The sequence below is a fragment of the Candidatus Eisenbacteria bacterium genome, from assembly GCA_035577985.1.
GTDB lineage: Bacteria > Desulfobacterota > Binatia > DP-6 > DP-6 > DATJZY01.
This window is the reverse complement of the sequence record DATJZY010000026.1, coordinates 20,186-39,267: the sequence shown is the minus strand read 5'-3', so window position 1 is coordinate 39,267 and position 19,082 is coordinate 20,186. Positions and strand designations below refer to the sequence as shown.

The following is a 19,082-nucleotide window of genomic DNA, read 5'->3' as shown; positions in this document are numbered from 1 at the left end:
CCCACCTTCTCGGCCGCCCTGGCGCACCCGCTCGGCCGTGCGCTAGGAGGCGCGCCATGACGACGCCCCTCTCGTGCCTGCTCGGGTTCGTTCTCTGGACGCTCGTGCTGCTGGTCGGCATCGCCTGTGCCCGCGTGGGCGCGGTGCTGGGCGGCCGGGCGAAGCCCGGCGACTTCCCGTCGGGCGTCCCGCACGGCGGCGACCGCTACTGGCGTCTCAACCGCGCGCATTTGAACTGCCTCGAGAACCTGCCGCTGTTCGCGAGCGTCGTCCTCGTCGCCACGGTCGCCGGTGTGAAGGTCCCCGCGCTCGACACGCTCGCGCGCGTCTACCTCGGGGCGCGCGTCGGGCAGTCGGTGACGCACGTCGCGTCCGGCGGCGTGGTCGCGATCAACGTGCGCTTCACGTTCTTCCTCGTCCAGCTCGGCTGCCTGATCGGGTTCCTGCTGACGATCTGGCAGCACGCCTGACCCAAGACACCGACCCAAGACTACGTCTTGGGTCGGGGCCGAGTATGGGACCTCGTGGCACGCGCGCCCGGCATGCCGCGGCCAGCGAAGCTGGCGCGGCAGATCAGGAACGCGCGAAGGGGTGATGCAAGATGACTGCGTGGCTCCTCGGCACGTGTGGGCGACACGGCGATCCGTCGCGAGGGTTCGCGCACATGCGAGAATGTGGGAGTGCCTCGCTTTGATCACCTGCCACCCGTCTCCGGAATTTGCGTTCGGGAGCGTGAGACCTGCGACGGCCGAGCGCGAGATCGCCGCCCTTCTCGTCTTGGGCGTACCCCGTCTGCCGCGCCAGCCTTGCTGGCCGCGGCACGCCGGTCGCGCGTGCCACCCACGCGACACCCTCGCGTCCCACCCCGACCCAAGACGTAGTCTTGGGTCGGTTTCCTAGCGCCGGTGTCGCTCGGCGAACGACGGGCCGCCGCGCGTCCACCCGGGACCGTTGCCCCAGTGCCGGCGGGTCTGCTTCTTCGCATGCGCCGGGTCGTACTTCGCGCAGGCGGCCTTGTAGTCCTCGCTCGACTTCTGCGCCTGCGGCACCGCCCAGAAGTCCTCTTCCATGTCGAAGCGCCCGTCGCCGGCGTAGTGCAGGATCGTGATGCCCGGGAAGTCGATCGTCCCCTCGCCGCTCGGATGGTCGCGGCGGTTCTGCATGTAGACGCAGACGCGACCCGTGCCCGGATCGACCATGTGCCACTCGTAGGCCGTGTAGAGCTCGCCGAACTGCGCCATGATCGGCTTGATCCAGGCCCGCACCGCCTCGCGCCCGTGCATCGAACCGAGCACGTGCTCGACGTAGACGACGTCCTCGGTGAAGCAGTCGGCCCACGCGTCCCAGTCCTCGCCCACGGCCCCGCACTGCCAGTAGTGGACGAACGCCGACTCGATCTCGTCCCGGGAGTGCTTCGTGCCCATGGGGGCGTCCGTAGCACGCCGGCACGCGACGCTGCTATAGGATCCGATCGCCATGCCGCGTTTCAGCTTTCCCCCACCCTTCACCCTGGGCGTCCAGACGGACGCGCGGGCCGCGCACCCCGAGCTCGGTGGCCGCGACCTGCTGCACCAGGGCGATCGCACCTGGACGTACGCGCGCTATCGCGACGAATCGGTGCGCCTCGCGCACTTCCTGCGGCGCCGCCTCGGCCCCATCGACGACGCCCGTCCCGGGCACGTCGCGATGGTGCTCGAGAACCACCTCGAGCTGCTCGCCCTCTACGGCGGCTGCGGCTACCTCGGCTGCACCCTCTTCGGCGTCAACACCGGGCTGCGCGGCGACACGCTCGCGGGCGTGCTGAACCAGTCGCGGGCGCGCCTCGTGGTCGTCGACCAGCGTCTCGTCTCCGAGCTCGAGAAGGTGCGCGGCCAGCTCCGCCACGTCGCGCCGGAGAACGTGCTCGTCCTGCGCACGCAGGCCGACGCGCCCGAGAACGACCTCATGGCCGCCGTCGCGCGCGAGGTCGGCGACGGATCGAAGTCGCTCGACACGCCCGGCGTCGACGTCGACATGCAGCAGCCCCTCATCGTCATCTACACCTCCGGCACGACCGGACTCCCGAAGGGCATCGTCAACAACCATATGAAGATGCTCGCCATCGGCATGGTGGTGTCCGGGAACCTCGGCCTCGACGAGAACGACACCGGCTACGCCTGCATGCCGCTCTTCCACTCGAACGCGCTCTATCTCGGCTTCCATCCGGCCTTCCACGTCGGCGGCAAGCTCGCGCTCCGCGAGCGCTTCAGCGCGTCGAGCTTCGTCCCCGACTGCCTGCGCCACGGCGTCACGTACTGGAACTACGTCGGCGAGCCGGTGCACTACGTGCTGGGCGCGATCGAGAAGCATTACGGCGGCGACGAAGCCCGCATCGCCGCCGAGGTGACGAACAACCCCGAGAACAAGCTCCGCTACGCCCTCGGCAACGGCGCCGCCGCGCCCGACATCGAGCGCTTCATGAAGTGGCTCGGGCTCGAGGAGATGTTCGAGCTCTACGGCTCGACCGAGGCCGCGATCAGCACCTTCCGCAAGAAGACGGACCCCCGCGGCTCGGTCGGCGAGATCACCGACGCGGCCGTGAAGATCCTGAACGAGCGCGGCGAGGAATGCCCGCCCGCCCGCCTCGGCTCCGACGGCAAGATCCTCAACTACGCCGACGCGGTCGGCGAGATCTGTCGCGTCGCGCCCGACACGTCGCTCTTCCAGGGGTACTTCGACAATCCCGAGGCGAACCGCTCGAAGTACCGCGACGGCGTGTACCACTCGGGGGACCTCGGTCACGTCGTCGAGCGCGACGGCCAGCGCTTCCTCTTCTTCGACGGCCGCACGGACGACTGGATCCGGAAGGACGGCGAGAACTTCTCGGCGCTCCAGGTGGCGCGCCTCGTCCAGGAGCACCCCGACATCGTGCTCGCCGCCGCGTACGGTGTCCCCTGCGCGGTCTCCGACGAGCTCGTCATGGTGGCGTTGAAGCTCCGTCCCGGCGTGCGCTTCGATCCCAAGGGCTTCTTCGACTACTGCGAGGACCTGGTCACGAACGGCGGCATGGACCGCAAGTGGTTCCCCGACTTCGTCCGCATCGTGGACGAGTTCGAGTACACGCAGACCGAGAAGATCCTGGTGCGCAACCTGAAGGCCGTCCACTTCGATCGCGGGCGTCTCGGCGATGCGCCGCTCTTCTTCCGGACGCGCGGCGACGCCGCCTACCGGCCGCTCGGAGCGGCCGACTATGCGAAGCTGCGCGCCGAGTTCGCCGCCGCCGAGAAGCTCGACGTCCTCGACCGGTAGTGGCGGAGAGGTCGCAGCTCGATCTCTTCGGCGGCGCCCCGCCGCGCACGCCGCGACCGGGGCCGATCGGACCGGCGCCGATCGATCCCGAGCTCGTGGACCTCGCGCGGCGCCTCCCCGAGCAGCTCTACCTCGGCACCTCGTCCTGGTCGTTCCCCGGATGGCGCGGCCTCGTCTACGACCGCGAGGTTACCGCGCCGACGCTGGCCCGACACGGCCTCGCCGCCTACGCGCAGCATCCGCTGCTGCGCACCGTCGGGCTCGATCGCACCTTCTACGCGCCCATGACGCGCGAGGCGCTGGAGGATCTCGCGCGCCAGGTGCCGGCTGCGTTCCGCTTCCTCGTGAAGGCGCTCGAGACCTCCACGCTCGCCGTCTTCCCGCGTCACGAGCGCTACGGGTCGCAGGCCGGACGACCGAACCCCGCCTTCCTCGACGCCGAGCAGGTGGCGGCGGCGCTGCTGCGGCCCCTCGTTGCGGGCCTCGCGACGGCGCTCGGCCCGATCGTCTTCCAGCTTCCGCCGCAGCCGCCGGCGAACCTCGGCGGCCCGGCACGCTTCGCGATGCGCCTGCGGGCGTTCCTGCGCGGGCTCCCCGCCGGGCCGACCTACGCCGTCGAGCTGCGCAATCGCGAGCTCCTGTCCGCCGACGTCGCCAGCGCGCTCGCCGACACCGGCGCCGTGCCGTGCCTCACCGTGCACCCGACCATGCCACCGCTCGGCGAGCAGGCGCGGCAGCTCGGGAGCGATCATGCGCCCACGCTCGTCGTGCGCTGGATGCTCGGCGCCGGGCAGGAATACGAAGCGGCGCGCGAGCGCTATCGGCCCTTCGACCGCGTCGTCGATCCCGATCCGGCGACGCGCGAGGCGATCGGCGCGCAATGCCGCAGCGCCCTCGCAGCGGGGCGCCGCGCCTTCGTCGTCGTCAACAACAAGGCCGAGGGTTCCGCCCCGGCGTCGATCGTTCTGCTCGCCCGCACGCTCGCCGCCGGGTAAGCTGGGCCGTCATGTGGAGGCTGGTGGTCGCCGCGACCCTCGCGGCCGCGCGCGTCGCGAGCGCCCAGCTCCCCGACCTGGTCCCCGAGGCGTTCGACATCGACATCCGGCAGGGGACGAGCGTCAATGCGGGTGACGTGATCGAGGGCTGCGCGAGCGCCGAGACCGGGCTCACGCTGCTGCGCTTCAGCATGCGGGCGCGCAACATCGGCGCCGGCGATCTCTTCCTCGGTGATCCCGGCTGCCCCGACTGCCGGGCGAACCCCGGCGCGCCGTGCACGAACCCGTACTACGTCTGCTCGACCGCGCACGGCCACGCCCACTTCAACGGCTACGCGAGAGCGGAGCTGGTCTCGGTCGACACGGGTCTCGTCGCGACCGGGCGCAAGATCGGCTTCTGTCTGCTCGACCTCGAGTGCGCGACCCCGAAGTACAGCTGCAGCTTCCAGGGGCTGACGGCCGGCTGCGCGGACGTCTACCTCGCGGATCTGCCCTGCCAGTACATCGACCTCACGGGCATCACGCTCACGCCGGGCGACTACGTGCTGCGCGTCACGGTCGACCCCGACAATCGCCTCGCGGAATCCGACGAGACCAACAACGTGGTCGAGGTGCCGCTCACGCGCGATTGCGTGACCTCGCCCGAGCTCCTGCCGGCCTGTACGCCCGGCTCCTTCCTCTGCTACGGAACGCGCGTGGGCGGGCGGCCCGAGCCGCGCCTCGCGCCGGCGCCGACGGTGGGGCTGCTCGGCAGCTTCGGGGCCTTCGACATGCGCGTCACCCGCTCACGCGAGCTCTGTACGCCAGCGGTCGCGGGCACGAGCCCGATGACCGACGCGACGACGCACCTGCGCGCCTACGCCGCGGTCGACCCGGCGCGGTTCACGCCCGTGCGCGGCGTCCGCATCGTGACCCAGCTCGGCGAGACCGCGCTCGACGTGCTGCGGCCCGACGGCTTCGCGGGCCCCGGCGCGACCGACGCGGTCGCCGATCCCCCGGCGCCGGTGGCCGGCCACCACTCGGTCGACCGGTTCGCGTGCTTCCGCGTGAAGACGAGCCGCACCGCGCGCAAAGCGGCACACGCCGACGAGGTCGCCGTGAGCGATCGCTTCCTGTCCAGCCGTACGCTGGTCGTGAAGAAGCCGCGGCGCCTGTGCAGCCCGGTGGCCGTCGACGGCACGCCGGTCCTGATCGCGACGCGCCACCTCCTCTGCTTCGACGTCGCACGACCCCCGGCCGTCCGCTCGGGACGGATCCACGTCCGCGACGGGCTCGGCGCGACGGTCGTCGACCTCGGGCGCCCGCGCGAGCTGTGTCTGGTCGCCGAGAAGAATCCGCCGCGCCCGGCCGCCGAGACGCTCGAGCCCTGTGCCGGACGGGCCGACGTGTGGCGGTTCGACGCCCGCGCCGGCGCCACCGTCGAGGTGCGCGTCGACACGACGGATGCGACGACCGCGGCCGACCTCTGCGCCGAGGTCGCGTGCGGCGACCTCCACCTCGCCGGCGACGACGAGACCGCGTGCACGTTCGGACCGCCGTCCTACCGCTGCCCGGACGTGCGCGGCGTCGCGACGAGCGATGGGAGCTGTGTCGCCACCGTCCACACCTGCGCCGCGGGATGCGCGTCGGCGGCCCGTGCCGACTATGCCTTGCGCGCGGCGGTCGCCGGCGAGGATGCCGCCCCTGTCCTCATCGTCGACGACGGGCCCGCCGGGCCGTGAGCGTCGCGTGGTCGCCCACCCGAACCTCGATCGGATCAACTACACCAACATCGGCCTCATGCTCGGCTCGGCGGCCCTCGCCTGCACGCTGCCGTTCGAGATGTTCCTGCTCGCCTACGCGGTCCTGGGACCCCTGCACTATCTGACGCAGATCTCCTGGCTGCACGATCGCGGCTTCTACACGACCGGCCGCCACGACTGGATTCCACTCGCGGCGCTCGGTGTCGTCGCCTTCGTCGCCGCGTACACGACGTGGCTGCCGTGGGACGGCGCGCCCTTCGCGGCGCTCGGCAGCGGCGTCGCGGCGGCGTACGTGCGGAACCCCATTGCGAAGGCGTCGGCGCTCGTCACCGCCGTCGCCCTCGCCGTCCCGGTCCTGTCCTGGCCACCCGCCGGGATCCTCTTCCTCTTCCTGCTGACCACCGTCGTCCACGTCTACGTCTTCACCGGCGTCTTCATCCTGGCGGGGAGCATGAAGGCGCACAGCCGCTCCGGGTACGCGTCGTTCGCCGTGTACGTCGTGTGCGGCGCCGCGCTTCTCCTCGTGCAGCCGGCCGCCGCCGGGTACGACCCGAGCCCGTACACGCGCGCCGGCGTCGAGCCCTTCGGCGGCCTGATCGACGCCATGGCGCTCCTCGTGCCGGGGCGCGGCGAGTGGCCGGCCGTGGTCGCGATCGGCCGCTTCCTGGCCTTCGCGTACACGTACCATTACCTCAACTGGTTCTCGAAGACCGGCATCATCCGCTGGCACGAGATGAGCCGCGCCCGCATGGCCGTGATCGGCGTCGTCTACGCGGCCTCGCTCGCCGTCTACGCGGCGGACTACCGGATCGGGCTCATGGCGCTCTTCTTCCTCTCGATCGCGCACGTCTTCCTCGAGTTCCCGCTCGACACCCGCACCATCGTCGACGTCGCCACCGGCATGCGCCGGCGCGCGGTCGCGTCGTAGCGCGACGGACCGGGCGGTCGCTTCCGTCCCGGGGGGCGCTCGTCTAGGCTGTCGGCCGGCGCTATAAGAGGCGCATGGCCGAGAACACGCTCACCGTCACCGACAACCGGACCGGGAAGTCGTACACGATCCCGATCGAGCAGGGAGCGATACGGGCGACCGACCTCTCGCAGATCAAGACCGGCCCGGAGGACGGCGGGCTCGTCAGCTACGACGCCTCGTACGGCAACACGGCCGCCTGCAAGTCGCGCGTGAGCTACATCGACGGCGACCGGGGCATCCTGCGCTACCGCGGCTACCCGATCGAGGAGCTGGCGGAGAAGTCGAGCCACCTCGAGGTCGCCTACCTCATCGTGAAGGGCGAGCTGCCGTCGGCGTCCCGCTTCGCCATGTGGCAGCACAACATCAAGGTGCACACGCTCGTGCACGAGAACCTGAAACGCTTCATGGAGGGCTTCCGGTACGACGCGCACCCCATGGGCATGCTCATCGCGACGGTCGGCGCGCTCTCCACGTTCTACCCCGAGGCGCGCAAGGTGACCGACGTCGAGTCGCGCCGCATGCAGACGCGGCGCCTGATCGGCAAGATGCCGACCATCGCGGCGTTCGCGTACCGTCACAACCGCGGGCTCCCGTACGTGTATCCCGACAACGAGCTCTCGTACACCGGGAACTTCCTGTCGATGCTCTTCAAGATGACGGAGCTGCGCTACAAACCGAACCCCATCCTCGAGCGCGCGCTCGACGTGCTCTTCATCCTGCACGCCGACCACGAGCAGAACTGCTCGACCAGCACCATGCGCGTGGTCGGCTCGGCGCTCGCCGATCCCTACTCGTGCGTCTCGGCCGCCGCGGCGGCGCTCTCGGGTCCGCGGCACGGCGGCGCCAACGAGGAGGTCGTCCACATGCTCCACGAGATCGGCTCGGTCGCCAAGATCCCCGAGCTGATCAAGCAGGTGAAGGCCGGCGAGCGCCGCCTCATGGGCTTCGGCCATCGCGTCTACAAGAACTACGATCCGCGCGCGAAGATCGTCCGCCAGATCGCCTACGAGGTGTTCGAGGTGACGGGCAAGAACCCGCTCATCGACATCGCCATCGAGCTCGAGCGCATCGCGCTGCAGGACGACTACTTCGTCAAGCGCAAGCTCTACCCGAACGTCGACTTCTACTCGGGCATCATCTACGAGGCGATGGGCTTCCCGGTCGAGATGTTCCCCGTCCTGTTCGCCATCCCCCGGACGGCCGGGTGGATGGCGCAATGGGCGGAGCTCCTCACCGACGAGGAGCAACGCATCGCGCGCCCGAAGCAGATCTACACGGGCGCCGACTCGCGTCGCTACGTGCCGATCGAGCAGCGCGAGGAAGGCGGCGCCGAGGAGACCGAGGTCCGCGGACCGCTCTGAGGCGGCGAGCCGCCTCGTGCGCACCCGCATCCTCGCGACACTCGGGCCGGCGACCACCACCGAGACGGCGATACGCGCGCTCGTCGACGCCGGCGTCGACGCGTTCCGCCTGAACTTCTCGCACGGCACGCACGCCGAGCACGGCGCGTCCATCGCGACCATCCGCCGCGTCGCCGGCGCCCGGCCCGTCGCCATCGTGCAGGATCTGGCGGGGCCGAAGCTGCGCCTCACCCGTCCCGTGAAGGGGAATCCCGGCGACGTCGTCGAGATCGCCCTCCCCGCGAGCGTTCGCCCCGGCGACCCCGTGCTGCTCGCCGACGGCATGGCCCAGCTCCAGGTGATCGACGCCGGCCATGCGCGGGTGGTCGTGGGGGGCGAGGTCCCGGCCGGCAAGGGCATCAACCTCCCGTCCTCGCGCCTGGACGACGTGCCCGCGCTCACGGCCAAGGACCGCGACGACCTGCGCTTCGGCGTCTCGCAAGGCGTCGACTGGGTCGCGCTCTCGTTCGTGCGCCGTGCCTCGGATCTGGACGAGGTGCGCGCCAGCGGCATCCCCACCATCGCGAAGTTCGAAAAGGCTCAGGCGGTCGAGCACATGGCGGAGATCGTCGACGCCGCCGACGCCGTCATGGTGGCGCGCGGCGACCTCGGCGTGGAGATCCCGATCGAGCGGGTCCCCATCGTACAGAAGGAGCTGATCACCGCGGCCAACCGGGCGGCCAAGCCCGTCATCACGGCGACGCAGATGCTCCGCTCGATGGTGGAGAGCGTGCTCCCGACCCGCGCCGAGGCGACCGACGTCGCGAACGCCGTCCTGGACGGCACCGACGTCGTCATGCTGAGCGAAGAGACGGCGATCGGACGCCATCCCGTCGAGGCGGTCGGCGTGATGCGGCGGATCCTCGGCGAGGCGGAGCGCATTCTCACGCCGCGCACGGGCGCCGTCGCCACCGACGTCGCGAGCATGCTCGCGGGGGCGGCGTGCGAGATGGCGGCGCGCATCGGCGCGCACGCGATCGTGGTCCCCACCCGCTCGGGCACGACGGCGCGTCGCGTGGCCTCGCATCGCCCGCCCGTGCCGATCCTGGCGCTGACGCCGGACGAGGACGTCCGCCGTCGCCTCTCGCTCGCGTGGGGGGTCGTGGCGTGTCCGTCGCCACGGTTCGGCGACGCGGCGACCGTGTTCACGCAATACGGCGACGTGGTCCGTGCCACGGGTCTCGTCCCCGCCGGGAGACAGGTCGTGTTCACCGGCAGCTGGCCGTTCGGTGGCCCCGGCCCGACGAATCTCGTCCACGTGATGACGATCTGACCGGGCCGGACGGCCCGGGCTGGCTCGCGAGCCCGCCGGTTGCTATTGCGGCGGCATGGCGGAGGACGCACAGGCGGAGCTCGAGCGGTTGCGGGCCGAGAACGAGCGTCTGAAAAAGGCGCAGGGCCGGGGCGGCTCGCTGCGCGTCTCGGAGAAGGGCGGCGTCTCGGTCTACGGGCTCGGGCGATTCCCGGTGACGCTCTACAAGGAGCAGTGGCTGCGGCTGCTCGACATGGCGGACGACATCCGCGCCTTCATCCGCGACAACGAGAGCCGGCTGAAGGTCAAAGAGTAGCCGGTGTCCGGCGCGGGAGCCGCCTCCGACGGGCGCGCCGGTTCCCCTGCGCCGGCGGCGGTTCTCGGCAAGGACGCGGTCGTCTATGCCGTCGTGTTCGCCGCGCTCGGCCTGCCGTGGCTGCTGCGGCTCCGCGACGCGGTGCCCGCCGACTACGCGCAGGACGGCTGGCTGATCGCGTGGGTGCTCGACTGGTGCTGGCACGCGCTGACCTCGGCCCCGGGGACGCTCTTCGACCCGCCGGTGAACTACCCCGCGCCGGCGCAGCTCGCGGGATCCGAGCACTTCCTGTCGAGCCAGCTCGTCTTCGGTCCGCTGCGATGGGCGACCGGTGATTCGATCGTCGCGGCGAATCTGACCGCGTTCCTCTCCTATCCCCTCGCGGCCATCGCCATGGAGGCGTTGGCGCTCAAGCTCGGCGTCGCGCGAGCCGCGGCGTTCACGGTCGGGCTCCTCTACGCGCTCGGACAACCGTCGCCCGGCCGACTGCACGTCCTCCAGATGCAGTACCTCTACTTCCCGCTCGCGGCGCTCGTGCTCCGCCGCCTCCGGGAACGCGAAACCTGGCGCAGCTGGATGGCGGCGAGCGCCGTCTTCGTGGCCGGCCTCTTCAGCTCGTACCACATGGCGGTGTACCTGACCGTGGCGGCTGCCCTGTGGGGAGCCGGCGAGCTGCTGCGCAAGCGGTCGGGACGAGGTCGCTATGGGCTCGCAGCGGCGACCGCATGGGGCGTCGGGGCCGTGTTCCTGCTCGTGGTCTCCGCGCCGTATCTCGCGCGACCCGAGGCGGCGGGGGACCTGGAGCTGACGGCGAGCCGCTGGGGCACCAAGCACCTCGAGACCGACACCGCCGGCCCCGCGGGCGTCCCGGCGGGTGCGCTCGACGTCGCGGCGCAGACCGCGCTCTGCCTGATACTCTCGGGCGATCGGGTGCTCTGCCTCGATGCCAGAGACGTCGCCAGGGTCGATCCGCGGAAGCTCTGGGTTCTCTGTCTCATCTCCCCGCCGTACGTCTTCGTGGTGATTCCGCTCGTCGTGCTCGGGGTGGTGACTGCGATCCGCGGCAGCCCCTCCGCGCGCACCGTTGCGGTCGCCGCGCTCGCGATCGGTGGCGTCGGCTTCCTTCTGGCGGGCCCGGAGTACGCCAGGGTCGGTGGGATGGCGATCCCGCTGCCCGCGACGTGGCTCCAGTGGACGCCCGCGCGTTTCATCCGCGAGCGCGTCCGCTCGCTCGCCCTCACGTTCTTCGCCAGCACGGTGCTGGTCGCGTACGGGCTCGATGCAAGCCGCCGCCGATCGCGCGCATGGGGCCGGCTCGCCACGGCGCTCGTCGTCGCGACCACCATCCTACGCGTCGGCCCACCGCCGGGCGACGCGGGGCTCCGAAAGGACGTCGAGCGCGCGAACGACCTCGTCTCTCGCCGATCGCGCTTCGCGCCGATCGCCTACCAGCGCGCGCCGACGCTCGACCGCGATCGCGAGACGTATCGAAGCATCGCCGCCCATGTGCAGCGCGTGGCACCGGGTCCCCTCCTCGAATGGCCGAGCGCGGCGGACCAGGGGTCCGCGGTCGTCGGACAGATGGTGCACCGTCAGCCCAGCATCGACTTCTACACCGGCTACGTGCCGGCGCATCTGGACCTCGTCGAAGCGCTCGTGAAGCAGCTCCCCGCCCCGGCGGCGCTCGATGACCTCGTCGACGCGACCGGCCTCCGCTGGATCCTCGTGCGGCCCGCCAGCGAGTGGCCGGATCGACACGACCAAGCATTGGCGGAGCTGACTCGCCATCCTCGCGTTCGCGAGGTCACGCGCTACGGCGATTTCGTGCTCGTCCAGCTCGACCCGACGTCCCACCACCCCGATTGGTTCGCGCATCTCGCCGCGACGCCGCAGCGCAACCTGACCCCGCTCGGAACGCCGCTGCGCGCGCTGCCACGGGTACCGGCGACGATCGGCGTGTCGGCAACCCTCGTGCCCTCGGCGGAGGCGGAGCGACTGGTCCCGGTGACGCTCCGGGCGATGAACCTCGGGGCCGCGGGCTTGCCCGCCGCCCTTCCTGGCCACCCTGGGCGTCCCTTCTCGGTCCGTTTCGAGCTCGCGTGGCGACGCGTCGGCGACGACGGCGACGTGGAGGCGCCGCACCCCATCGAGCTTCGCCGCGACGTGCCGGCGGGGGAGTGGCTGGCGCAGACGGCGCGCCTGGTGACGCCGAAGCGTCCGGGCGCCTATGTCCTCGAAGTGGCGCTACGCCAGGTCGACGGGACCGACCTGTCGGGACCCGACAACCCGGTGCGCGTACCGGTCACGATCACGCCGCGGTCGGAGCCGGCTCCCGCACCAGGAACCGCACCACCGCCTCGGTGAAGACGTCGTTCTTGTCGCCGGCGACCATGTGCCCGGCGTCCGACACGTCGACGAACTCGGCGTGCGGCACGATCCCGAGGAAGGCGCGTGCGCCCTCCTCGCTCACGATGTCGCTCAGGCGTCCGCGTACGAGCAGCACGGGGATGCCGAGCGTCTTGGCGGCGCGCTCGAGCCGCTCGGGGTCGCGCGTGGCGCCGGGACGCCGATCGCCGGTGATGAACTTGGGATCCCAGTGCCAGCGCCAGCGTCCGTCCGCACCGAGCCGGAGGTTCTTCTGGAGACCGCGCAGATCGCGCGGCCGCGGGCGGTGCGTGAGGTAGCTCGCGACCGCGTCGGCCGCCTCCTCGAGCGATGTGAACCCATCGGGGTTCCCGGTCATGAAGCTGATGATGCGGTCGACGCCGACCGGATCCATGCGCGGCGCAATGTCGACCAGCACGAGCGCCGAGACGAGGTCCGGTGCGATCTCCCCCGCCGTGAGGAGCGCCGTGAGCCCGCCCAGCGACGCGCCCACGACCGCGGGCGGATGGTTCAGCTCGCGCGCGACGAGGACCAGGTCGCGCACGAAGGCGTCGAGCGAATAGTCGGCGTCCGGCGCCCACCCGCTGTCGCCATGCCCCCGCAGATCGATGTTGACGACGTGGCGGCCCGCCGCCGCGAGCGCCGCCGCCGTCCCGCCCCAGGCGTACCGCGTCTGCCCGCCGCCGTGGAGCATCACCACCGGCGGCGCGGTCGGATCGCCGTGCGCCTCGCCGACCAGCACGATCCCGTCGGGCGTGCGATACGTCACGCGCTGCACGGGGCCGCCGGCGCTGCGCAGCTCGAAGCCGAGGATCTCCTCCAGCTCGGCGAGCGCGTCGTCGGGATCGGCGACCTTGATCGTCGTCATGCCGATCGCTTTCGCCGATTTCAGGTTGAGGCCGATGTCGTCGAGGAAGACGGCCTCTTCGGGCGCGACGCCGAGCCGCTCGCAGGCGAGGTGGTAGATGCGCGGATCGGGCTTGCGGAGCCCTTCCACGGCGGACTCGACCACGACGTCGAAGTGCGGGCGCAGCTGCGAGGTGTCGTCGCCTTCGGTGCGCCAGTTGTTGGTGAGCGCGGCGACGCGAAAGCCCTTGGCGCGCAGCCGGCGGATCGCCTCCAGCATCGCCGGGCGCGGTGTCGCGGCCTCCGCCACCATCAGCATCATGGCGCGCGCGTCGACCTGCTGGCCCGCCGCGGTGCAGTCCGCCTCGAAGGCGGGGAAGAAGCCCGCCAGGTCGAGCTCGCCGCGCTCGAGGCGCGACCACGCGCCGCGGGGCGCGGTCGTGACGACGACGTGGTTCACGAACCCGGCCGGGATCCCCCGCGCCTGCTCGTAGGCGGCGATGGCGTGGAGCGGTGACCCGCACACGACCCCGCCCAGATCGAAGATGACGCCACGGTAGGGCATCCCGCAGACTTACGGCGCTGGCATCTCCCTCGCAACCGAAGCATGATCCTCGGTTCGGGAGGGTGCGCACATGATCGAGTGGAACGAGAGCCACGTGATGATCCGCGACATGATCCGGCGGTTCATCGAGGCCGAGATCGTCCCGCACCTGGAGGAGCTCGAGCACGGCGACCTCCCGCCGTACGACATCCTGCGCAAGATGATGAAGACGTTCGGTCTCGACGAGGCGGCGCGCATGCGCTTCCAGTCGCAGATCGCGGCCGAGAAGGCGGGCAAGAAGAAGGAGCGGCGGGCCGACGCCGACGGCGGCCACGACCCCGCCATGCAGGTCATCCCGGTCATCGAGCTCTGCCGCTACTGCCCGGGCATGGTGACGGCGCTCGGCGTCTCGGTGGGCCTCGCGGCGCAGTCGGTCCTCTCCAAGGGCACGATCCGGCAGAAGGAGCGCTGGGCGCTCGATCTGCTCACGCTCGACAAGGTCGGCGCGTGGGCGATCACCGAGCCCGGGTCGGGCTCGGACGCCTTCGGCGGCATGAAGGCGAGCGCCAAGCGGCACGGCGACGGCTACGTGCTGAACGGCAACAAGACGTTCATCACGAACGGGCCGTACGCCGACACGATCGTGTTCATCTGCAAGCTCGACGACGGCGCGACCGAGGCGAAGCATCGCAAGGTGCTGCACTTCGTCGTCGAGAAGGGTATGCCGGGGCTCACGCAGTCGAAGCCGCTGCGCAAGATGGGCCTCCACTCCTCGCCGACCGGGGAGCTCTTCCTGGAGGACGTGTTCTGCGAGAAGGATCGCCTGCTCGGCGAGACCGAGGACGTGCCGGGCCGGCAGGGCGCCAAGGCGACGTTCACGATGGAGCGCACCGGTGTCGCCGCGATGGCGCTCGGGATCGTCGAGGAGTGCCTGAAGCTCTGCCTCGACTACGCCAAGACGCGCCTCTCGTTCGGCAAGCCGATCGGCGAGTTCCAGCTGATCCAGCTGAAGCTCGCCAAGATGGAGGTCGTCCGCATGAACCTCCAGAACATCGTGTTCCGCCAGATCGAGATGTCGGTGCAGGGCAAGCAGATGGAGTTCGCCGAGGCGTCGGCGGTGAAGCTCTACTCGGCGCAGGCGGCGATGGAGGTGGCGCTCGAAGCGGTGCAGCTCTTCGGCGGCAACGGCTACATGGCCGAGTACCGCGTCGAGCAGCTCTGCCGCGACGCCAAGGTCCTGCAGATCTACGCCGGCACCGACGAGATCCAGGTGTCGCAGATCGCGCGGAGCCTGCTCGCGTCGTAGCCGGGCGGGCCGTGCCGATCGTTCCCCCGCCGAGCCGCTGGGCGTTTCCGCCGGCCGAGGAGGCGCCGTCCATCGGCATCCTCGGCGCCGGCGCGGACCTCGAGCCCGGGACGATCCTCGCCGCGTACCGCGCCGGGATCTTCCCCTGGCCCGACCAGAGCGGGCGCCTCCTGTGGTGGTCGCCCGACCCGCGCGCGATCATTCCCCTCTCCGGCTTCCACGCCTCGACCAGCCTGCGCCGCCTGCGACGGCGCGGGCGCTACGCCGTCACGCGCGACACCGCGTGCGCCGACGTCATTCGTGGCTGCGCGACGTCGCACGGCCCCACCTGGATCACGCCCGAGATGCTCGCCGCCTACGTCCGCCTGCACGAGATGGGATGGGCGCACAGCGTCGAGGTGTGGCGGCAGGGCGAGCTCGTCGGCGGCGTGTACGGCGTCGCCATGGGCGGCCTGTTCGCGGCGGAGTCGATGTTCCACCTGGCGCGCGACGCCTCGAAGGTGGCGCTCGCCGAGCTGGTGGAGCATCTGCGCACCCGCGGCTTCCAGCTCCTCGACGTGCAGCTCGCCACGCCGCACCTCCGCTCGCTGGGCGCGATCGAGATCCCGCGCGCCGAGTACCTGGCGCTGGTCGAGGAAGCGCGCGACCTTCGCGTCAGCTGGTGAGCGGTACGAGCGCCGTCGCCGTCCGGCCCATGGCGCGCGCGTAGGCCGCGCCGACGCGCGCCGCGACGCGCGTGGCCGTCCCCGGACGCGCCAGCAGGACGACCGCGCCGCCGAACCCGCCGCCGGTGAGCCGCGCGCCGTAGACGTCGGGATCCTCCCAGCCGAGCTCGACCAGACAGTCCACCTCGGGCACCGACACCTGATAGTCGTCGCGCTGCGAAGCGTGCGACGCGAGGAAGAGCTGGCCCAGTCGTTCCGCGTCGCCGGCGCGCAGCGCGGTCACGGCGTCGCGCACGCGTGCGTGCTCGGTGACGACGTGCCGGACCCGCCGCCCGAGGGACGTCGGCAGCGTCGCGAGCCGATCCAGATCGGCGAGCGCGAGGTCGCAGAGCGCGGACACCCCCAGCCGGCGGGCCGCGTCCTCGCACTCGGCGCGGCGTGCATTGTAGTCGCCGCCCGCGATCGCATGGCGGACGCCCGAGTCGAGCACGACGAGCTCGACGGACGGCGGGATCGCCGCCCGCTCGAACGCGAGCGTCCGGCTGTCGAGGAAGAGCGCCGTCCGCTCGTCGGCGAGGCTCGCCGCCATCTGGTCCATGGTGCCGACGCGCGCGCCCACGAAGATCGACTCGGCGTCGTGCGCGAGGCGCGCCAGCGCGACGTCGTCGAGCGGAAGCGCGAACGCCTCGCGCAGCGCGCGCAGCAGGCCCACTTCGAGCGCGGCGCTCGAGGAAAGGCCGCTGCCGGCCGGCACGGTCGAGACGATCGTGGCCTCGAACCCCGCGATCGCGAACCCGCCGCGCCCGAGCGCCCACGTGCATCCCTCGACGTAGTCGCTCCAGGCGTTGCGCCGGGTCTCCTCGCCCAGCCCGAACGCGTGCGATCGGTCCCCCAGCGCCGTGTGGAGGATCGCCCGGCGATCGCGGCGCGGCGCGAGCGCGATCGTGGTCCGCTGCGGGATCGCCGTCGGGAGCACCTGGCCACCGTTGTAGTCGGTGTGCTCGCCCATGAGGTTCACGCGCCCGGGAGCGCTCGCGACCACCGCCGGCTCGTGGCCGAAGCGCGCGCGGAAAATGTCGTGCACGACCCGAGTCTACATACTTGGCGAGCGACCCGCAGTGGGACTATGAGGGCGGCGTCACTACAGCGCTCAATCCCGGGCGCCAAGCTCCCATGGAGGGAACCATGGCCGAGAGCGTATACAAGGTGATCGAGCTGGTGGGCACCAGCACCGAGTCGTGGGAGAAGGCTGCGTTGGCGGCCGTGAACCGTGCGTCGAAGTCGCTGCGCGATCTCCGCATCGCCGAGGTCTCCGAGCTCGACATGCAGCTCGAAGGCGGCAAGGTGCGCGCCTATCGCGCGAAGGTGAAGGTGTCGTTCAAGTACGAAGGCAAGGGCTGAGCACATCCGGACGGGGCCGCCCCGCGCGACGGCGGCCCCGTCCGGCGGCTTGCATCCGACCCCGACCGCCGTTGTAACGGGCCTGCCGGGGGGAGGATGAGCCAGGGAGAGCTGCTTCGCACGCGCCGGTTCGCGCCGTTCTTCTGGACGCAGTTCCTGGGCGCGCTCAACGACAACCTCTTCAAGAACGCGCTCGTCATCCTGTTCGCCTTCGGCGCCGCCGAGAGCGCGCTCTCGACCGACGTGCTCGTGAATCTCGCGGCGGGCGTGTTCATCTTCCCGTTCTTCGTGTTCTCCGCGACGTCGGGGCAGCTCGCCGACAAGCTCGAGAAGTCGCGCATCATCCGCGCCGTGAAGCTGCTCGAGATCGGCATCATGTGCGTGGGGGCGATCGGGTTCCAGCTCCGCAGCGTTCCCGTGCTGCTGGTCGCCCTGTTCGCCATGGGCGTCCACTCGACCCTCTTCGGGCCCGTCAAATACAGCATCCTACCGCAGCACCTGCGCGAGGACGAGCTCGTCGGCGGCAACGCCCTCGTCGAGATGGGCACGTTCGTCGCGATCCTCGTGGGGACGATCCTCGGCGGCGTGCTGGTCGCGATCGCCGGCTGGGGCCCGATCGTCGTCTCGGTCGCGACGATCGGGACCGCGGTCGCCGGCTGGCTCGTGAGCCGCGGCGTACCGGCCGCATCCGCCGACGATCCGTCGCTGCGCATCCGCTGGAACCCCGTCACCGAGACGTGGCGCATGGTCGGGTTCGCCCGCGAGGTGCACAGCGTCTTCCTGTCGATCCTCGGCATCTCGTGGTTCTGGTTCTACGGCGCGCTCTTCCTCGCCCAGTTCCCGGGGCTCGGGCGCGATCTCCTGGGCGGCGACGAGCACGTCGTGACGCTCCTCCTCACCGTCTTCTCGATCGGCATCGGCCTCGGCTGCATGCTGTGCGAGCGCCTGTCGTCGGGCGTCATCGAGCTGGGCCTGGTCCCCTTCGGATCGATCGGCTTGACGCTCTTCGCCCTCGACCTGGCGTGGGCGACCCACCTCGCCGCCGCCCGCACGACGCCGCTCGACGTCGCCGGGTTCCTCGCCAGCCCGCGCCACTGGCGGGTCGCCGCCGACCTCCTCCTGATCGGCGTCTTCGGCGGCTTCTTCATCGTACCGCTGCTCGCGTTCGTGCAGCATCGCAGCGAGCCGAGGCATCGCTCGCGCATCATCGCCGCCAACAACATCGTGAGCGCCTTCTTCATGGTCGTGGCGGCGGGCGTCGGGATCGTGCTGCGCACGAACGGCTTCACGATCCCGCAGCTCTTCCTGTTCACGGCGATCGTGAACGCGCTGGTGGCGATCTACATCTTCACCGTGATCCCCGAGTTCCTCATGCGCTTCATCATCTGGCTGCTCGTCCACACGGTCTATCGAGTCGAGCAGCGCGGCCTGGAGCACCTGCCACAGAGCGGCCCCGCCGTCGTGGTGGCGAACCACGTGAGCTTCGTCGACGCCCTCGTCATCGCGGCGGCGTCGCGCCGGCCGATGCGCTTCGTCATGGACCACGCGATCTTCAGGCTGCCGATCCTGCACTTCGTCTTCCGCACCGGGCGCGCAATCCCGATCGCCCCCCGCAAGGAGGACCCGGCGCGGCTCGAGCGGGCCTACGACGAGGTCGCACACGCGCTCGAGGAGGGCGACCTCGTGTGCATCTTCCCGGAGGGCAAGCTCACGACGACCGGCGACATGAATCCCTTCCGGCCGGGGATCGAGCGCATCGTCGCGCGCACGCCCGTGCCGGTGATCCCGATGGCCTTGCGTGGGCTCTGGGGCAGCTTCTTCAGCCGCTTCGGCGGTGCCGCCATGCGACGGCCCTTCCGCCGCGTCTGGTCGCGGATCGAGGTCGTGTGCGGCGCCCCCGTCGCCCCCGAGCTGGCGACGGCGCCGGCGCTGGAAGCGCAGGTGCTCGCGCTCCGCGGCGACTGGCGCTGAG

16 protein-coding genes are annotated in these 19,082 nt (G+C 71.1%); 13 read left to right on the top strand and 3 right to left on the bottom strand.

What is annotated here, in order from left to right:
* The first annotated feature begins 56 nt into the window (after positions 1-56).
* On the top strand, positions 57-470 hold the full coding sequence (locus tag VMS22_04090) for an MAPEG family protein (GenBank protein ID HXJ33198.1): 414 nt from the start codon (positions 57-59) through the stop codon (positions 468-470).
* Between the two features lie 426 nt (positions 471-896).
* On the opposite strand, the gene VMS22_04085 is transcribed toward VMS22_04090, so the two are convergent.
* Positions 897-1,424 carry a nuclear transport factor 2 family protein gene (locus tag VMS22_04085; protein ID HXJ33197.1) on the bottom strand — a complete coding sequence of 176 codons (528 nt, stop codon included), beginning with the start codon at positions 1,422-1,424 and terminating at the stop codon, positions 897-899.
* 52 nt (positions 1,425-1,476) lie between these two features.
* Between VMS22_04085 and VMS22_04080 the strand changes: the two genes are divergently transcribed.
* From VMS22_04080 to VMS22_04045, 8 genes are all read left to right on the top strand, one after another.
* The gene (locus VMS22_04080) at positions 1,477-3,288 is read left to right on the top strand and encodes an AMP-binding protein (protein ID HXJ33196.1); all 1,812 of its coding nucleotides are present in this window, start codon (positions 1,477-1,479) and stop codon (positions 3,286-3,288) included.
* A complete protein-coding gene (locus VMS22_04075) occupies positions 3,288-4,283 on the top strand; it encodes a DUF72 domain-containing protein (GenBank protein ID HXJ33195.1) in 996 nt (331 codons plus the stop codon). The genes VMS22_04080 and VMS22_04075 overlap by 1 nt, the downstream gene beginning before the upstream one ends.
* An 11-nt stretch (positions 4,284-4,294) precedes the next feature.
* Positions 4,295-6,004 (top strand): lysyl oxidase family protein, encoded by a 1,710-nt coding sequence (locus VMS22_04070; protein HXJ33194.1) that lies wholly within the window; start codon positions 4,295-4,297, stop codon positions 6,002-6,004.
* A gap of 7 nt (positions 6,005-6,011) precedes the next feature.
* Positions 6,012-6,953, top strand: a complete 942-nt coding sequence (locus tag VMS22_04065) for a hypothetical protein (GenBank protein ID HXJ33193.1) — start codon at positions 6,012-6,014, stop codon at positions 6,951-6,953.
* A gap of 74 nt (positions 6,954-7,027) precedes the next feature.
* Positions 7,028-8,356 (top strand): citrate synthase, encoded by a 1,329-nt coding sequence (locus tag VMS22_04060; protein ID HXJ33192.1) that lies wholly within the window; start codon positions 7,028-7,030, stop codon positions 8,354-8,356.
* 16 nt (positions 8,357-8,372) lie between these two features.
* Positions 8,373-9,668 (top strand): pyruvate kinase, encoded by a 1,296-nt coding sequence (gene pyk / locus VMS22_04055; GenBank protein HXJ33191.1) that lies wholly within the window; start codon positions 8,373-8,375, stop codon positions 9,666-9,668.
* Between the two features lie 55 nt (positions 9,669-9,723).
* The gene (locus tag VMS22_04050; GenBank protein HXJ33190.1) at positions 9,724-9,963 is read left to right on the top strand and encodes a hypothetical protein; all 240 of its coding nucleotides are present in this window, start codon (positions 9,724-9,726) and stop codon (positions 9,961-9,963) included.
* Positions 9,964-9,966: 3 nt separating this feature from the next.
* A complete protein-coding gene (locus VMS22_04045) occupies positions 9,967-12,327 on the top strand; it encodes a hypothetical protein (protein ID HXJ33189.1) in 2,361 nt (786 codons plus the stop codon).
* Here the strand turns inward: VMS22_04045 and VMS22_04040 are convergent.
* A complete protein-coding gene (locus VMS22_04040; GenBank protein ID HXJ33188.1) occupies positions 12,272-13,759 on the bottom strand; it encodes an alpha/beta fold hydrolase in 1,488 nt (495 codons plus the stop codon). The two genes, VMS22_04045 and VMS22_04040, sit on opposite strands and share 56 nt — an antisense overlap.
* A gap of 70 nt (positions 13,760-13,829) precedes the next feature.
* On the opposite strand from VMS22_04040, the gene VMS22_04035 reads away from it, so the two are divergent.
* Together VMS22_04035 and aat are read left to right on the top strand one after the other, a co-directional pair.
* On the top strand, positions 13,830-15,044 hold the full coding sequence (locus tag VMS22_04035) for an acyl-CoA dehydrogenase family protein (protein ID HXJ33187.1): 1,215 nt from the start codon (positions 13,830-13,832) through the stop codon (positions 15,042-15,044).
* Between the two features lie 11 nt (positions 15,045-15,055).
* A complete protein-coding gene (gene aat / locus VMS22_04030) occupies positions 15,056-15,709 on the top strand; it encodes a leucyl/phenylalanyl-tRNA--protein transferase (GenBank protein ID HXJ33186.1) in 654 nt (217 codons plus the stop codon).
* Here aat and galK read toward each other — a convergent pair.
* Positions 15,699-16,793, bottom strand: coding sequence for a galactokinase (gene galK, locus VMS22_04025; protein ID HXJ33185.1), 1,095 nt, complete (start codon positions 16,791-16,793; stop codon positions 15,699-15,701). The two genes, aat and galK, sit on opposite strands and share 11 nt — an antisense overlap.
* 101 nt (positions 16,794-16,894) lie before the next feature.
* Between galK and VMS22_04020 the strand changes: the two genes are divergently transcribed.
* The gene (locus tag VMS22_04020; GenBank protein ID HXJ33184.1) at positions 16,895-17,110 is read left to right on the top strand and encodes a dodecin family protein; all 216 of its coding nucleotides are present in this window, start codon (positions 16,895-16,897) and stop codon (positions 17,108-17,110) included.
* 96 nt (positions 17,111-17,206) lie between these two features.
* Positions 17,207-19,081, top strand: a complete 1,875-nt coding sequence (locus VMS22_04015; protein ID HXJ33183.1) for an MFS transporter — start codon at positions 17,207-17,209, stop codon at positions 19,079-19,081.
* Position 19,082: the final 1 nt, after the last annotated feature.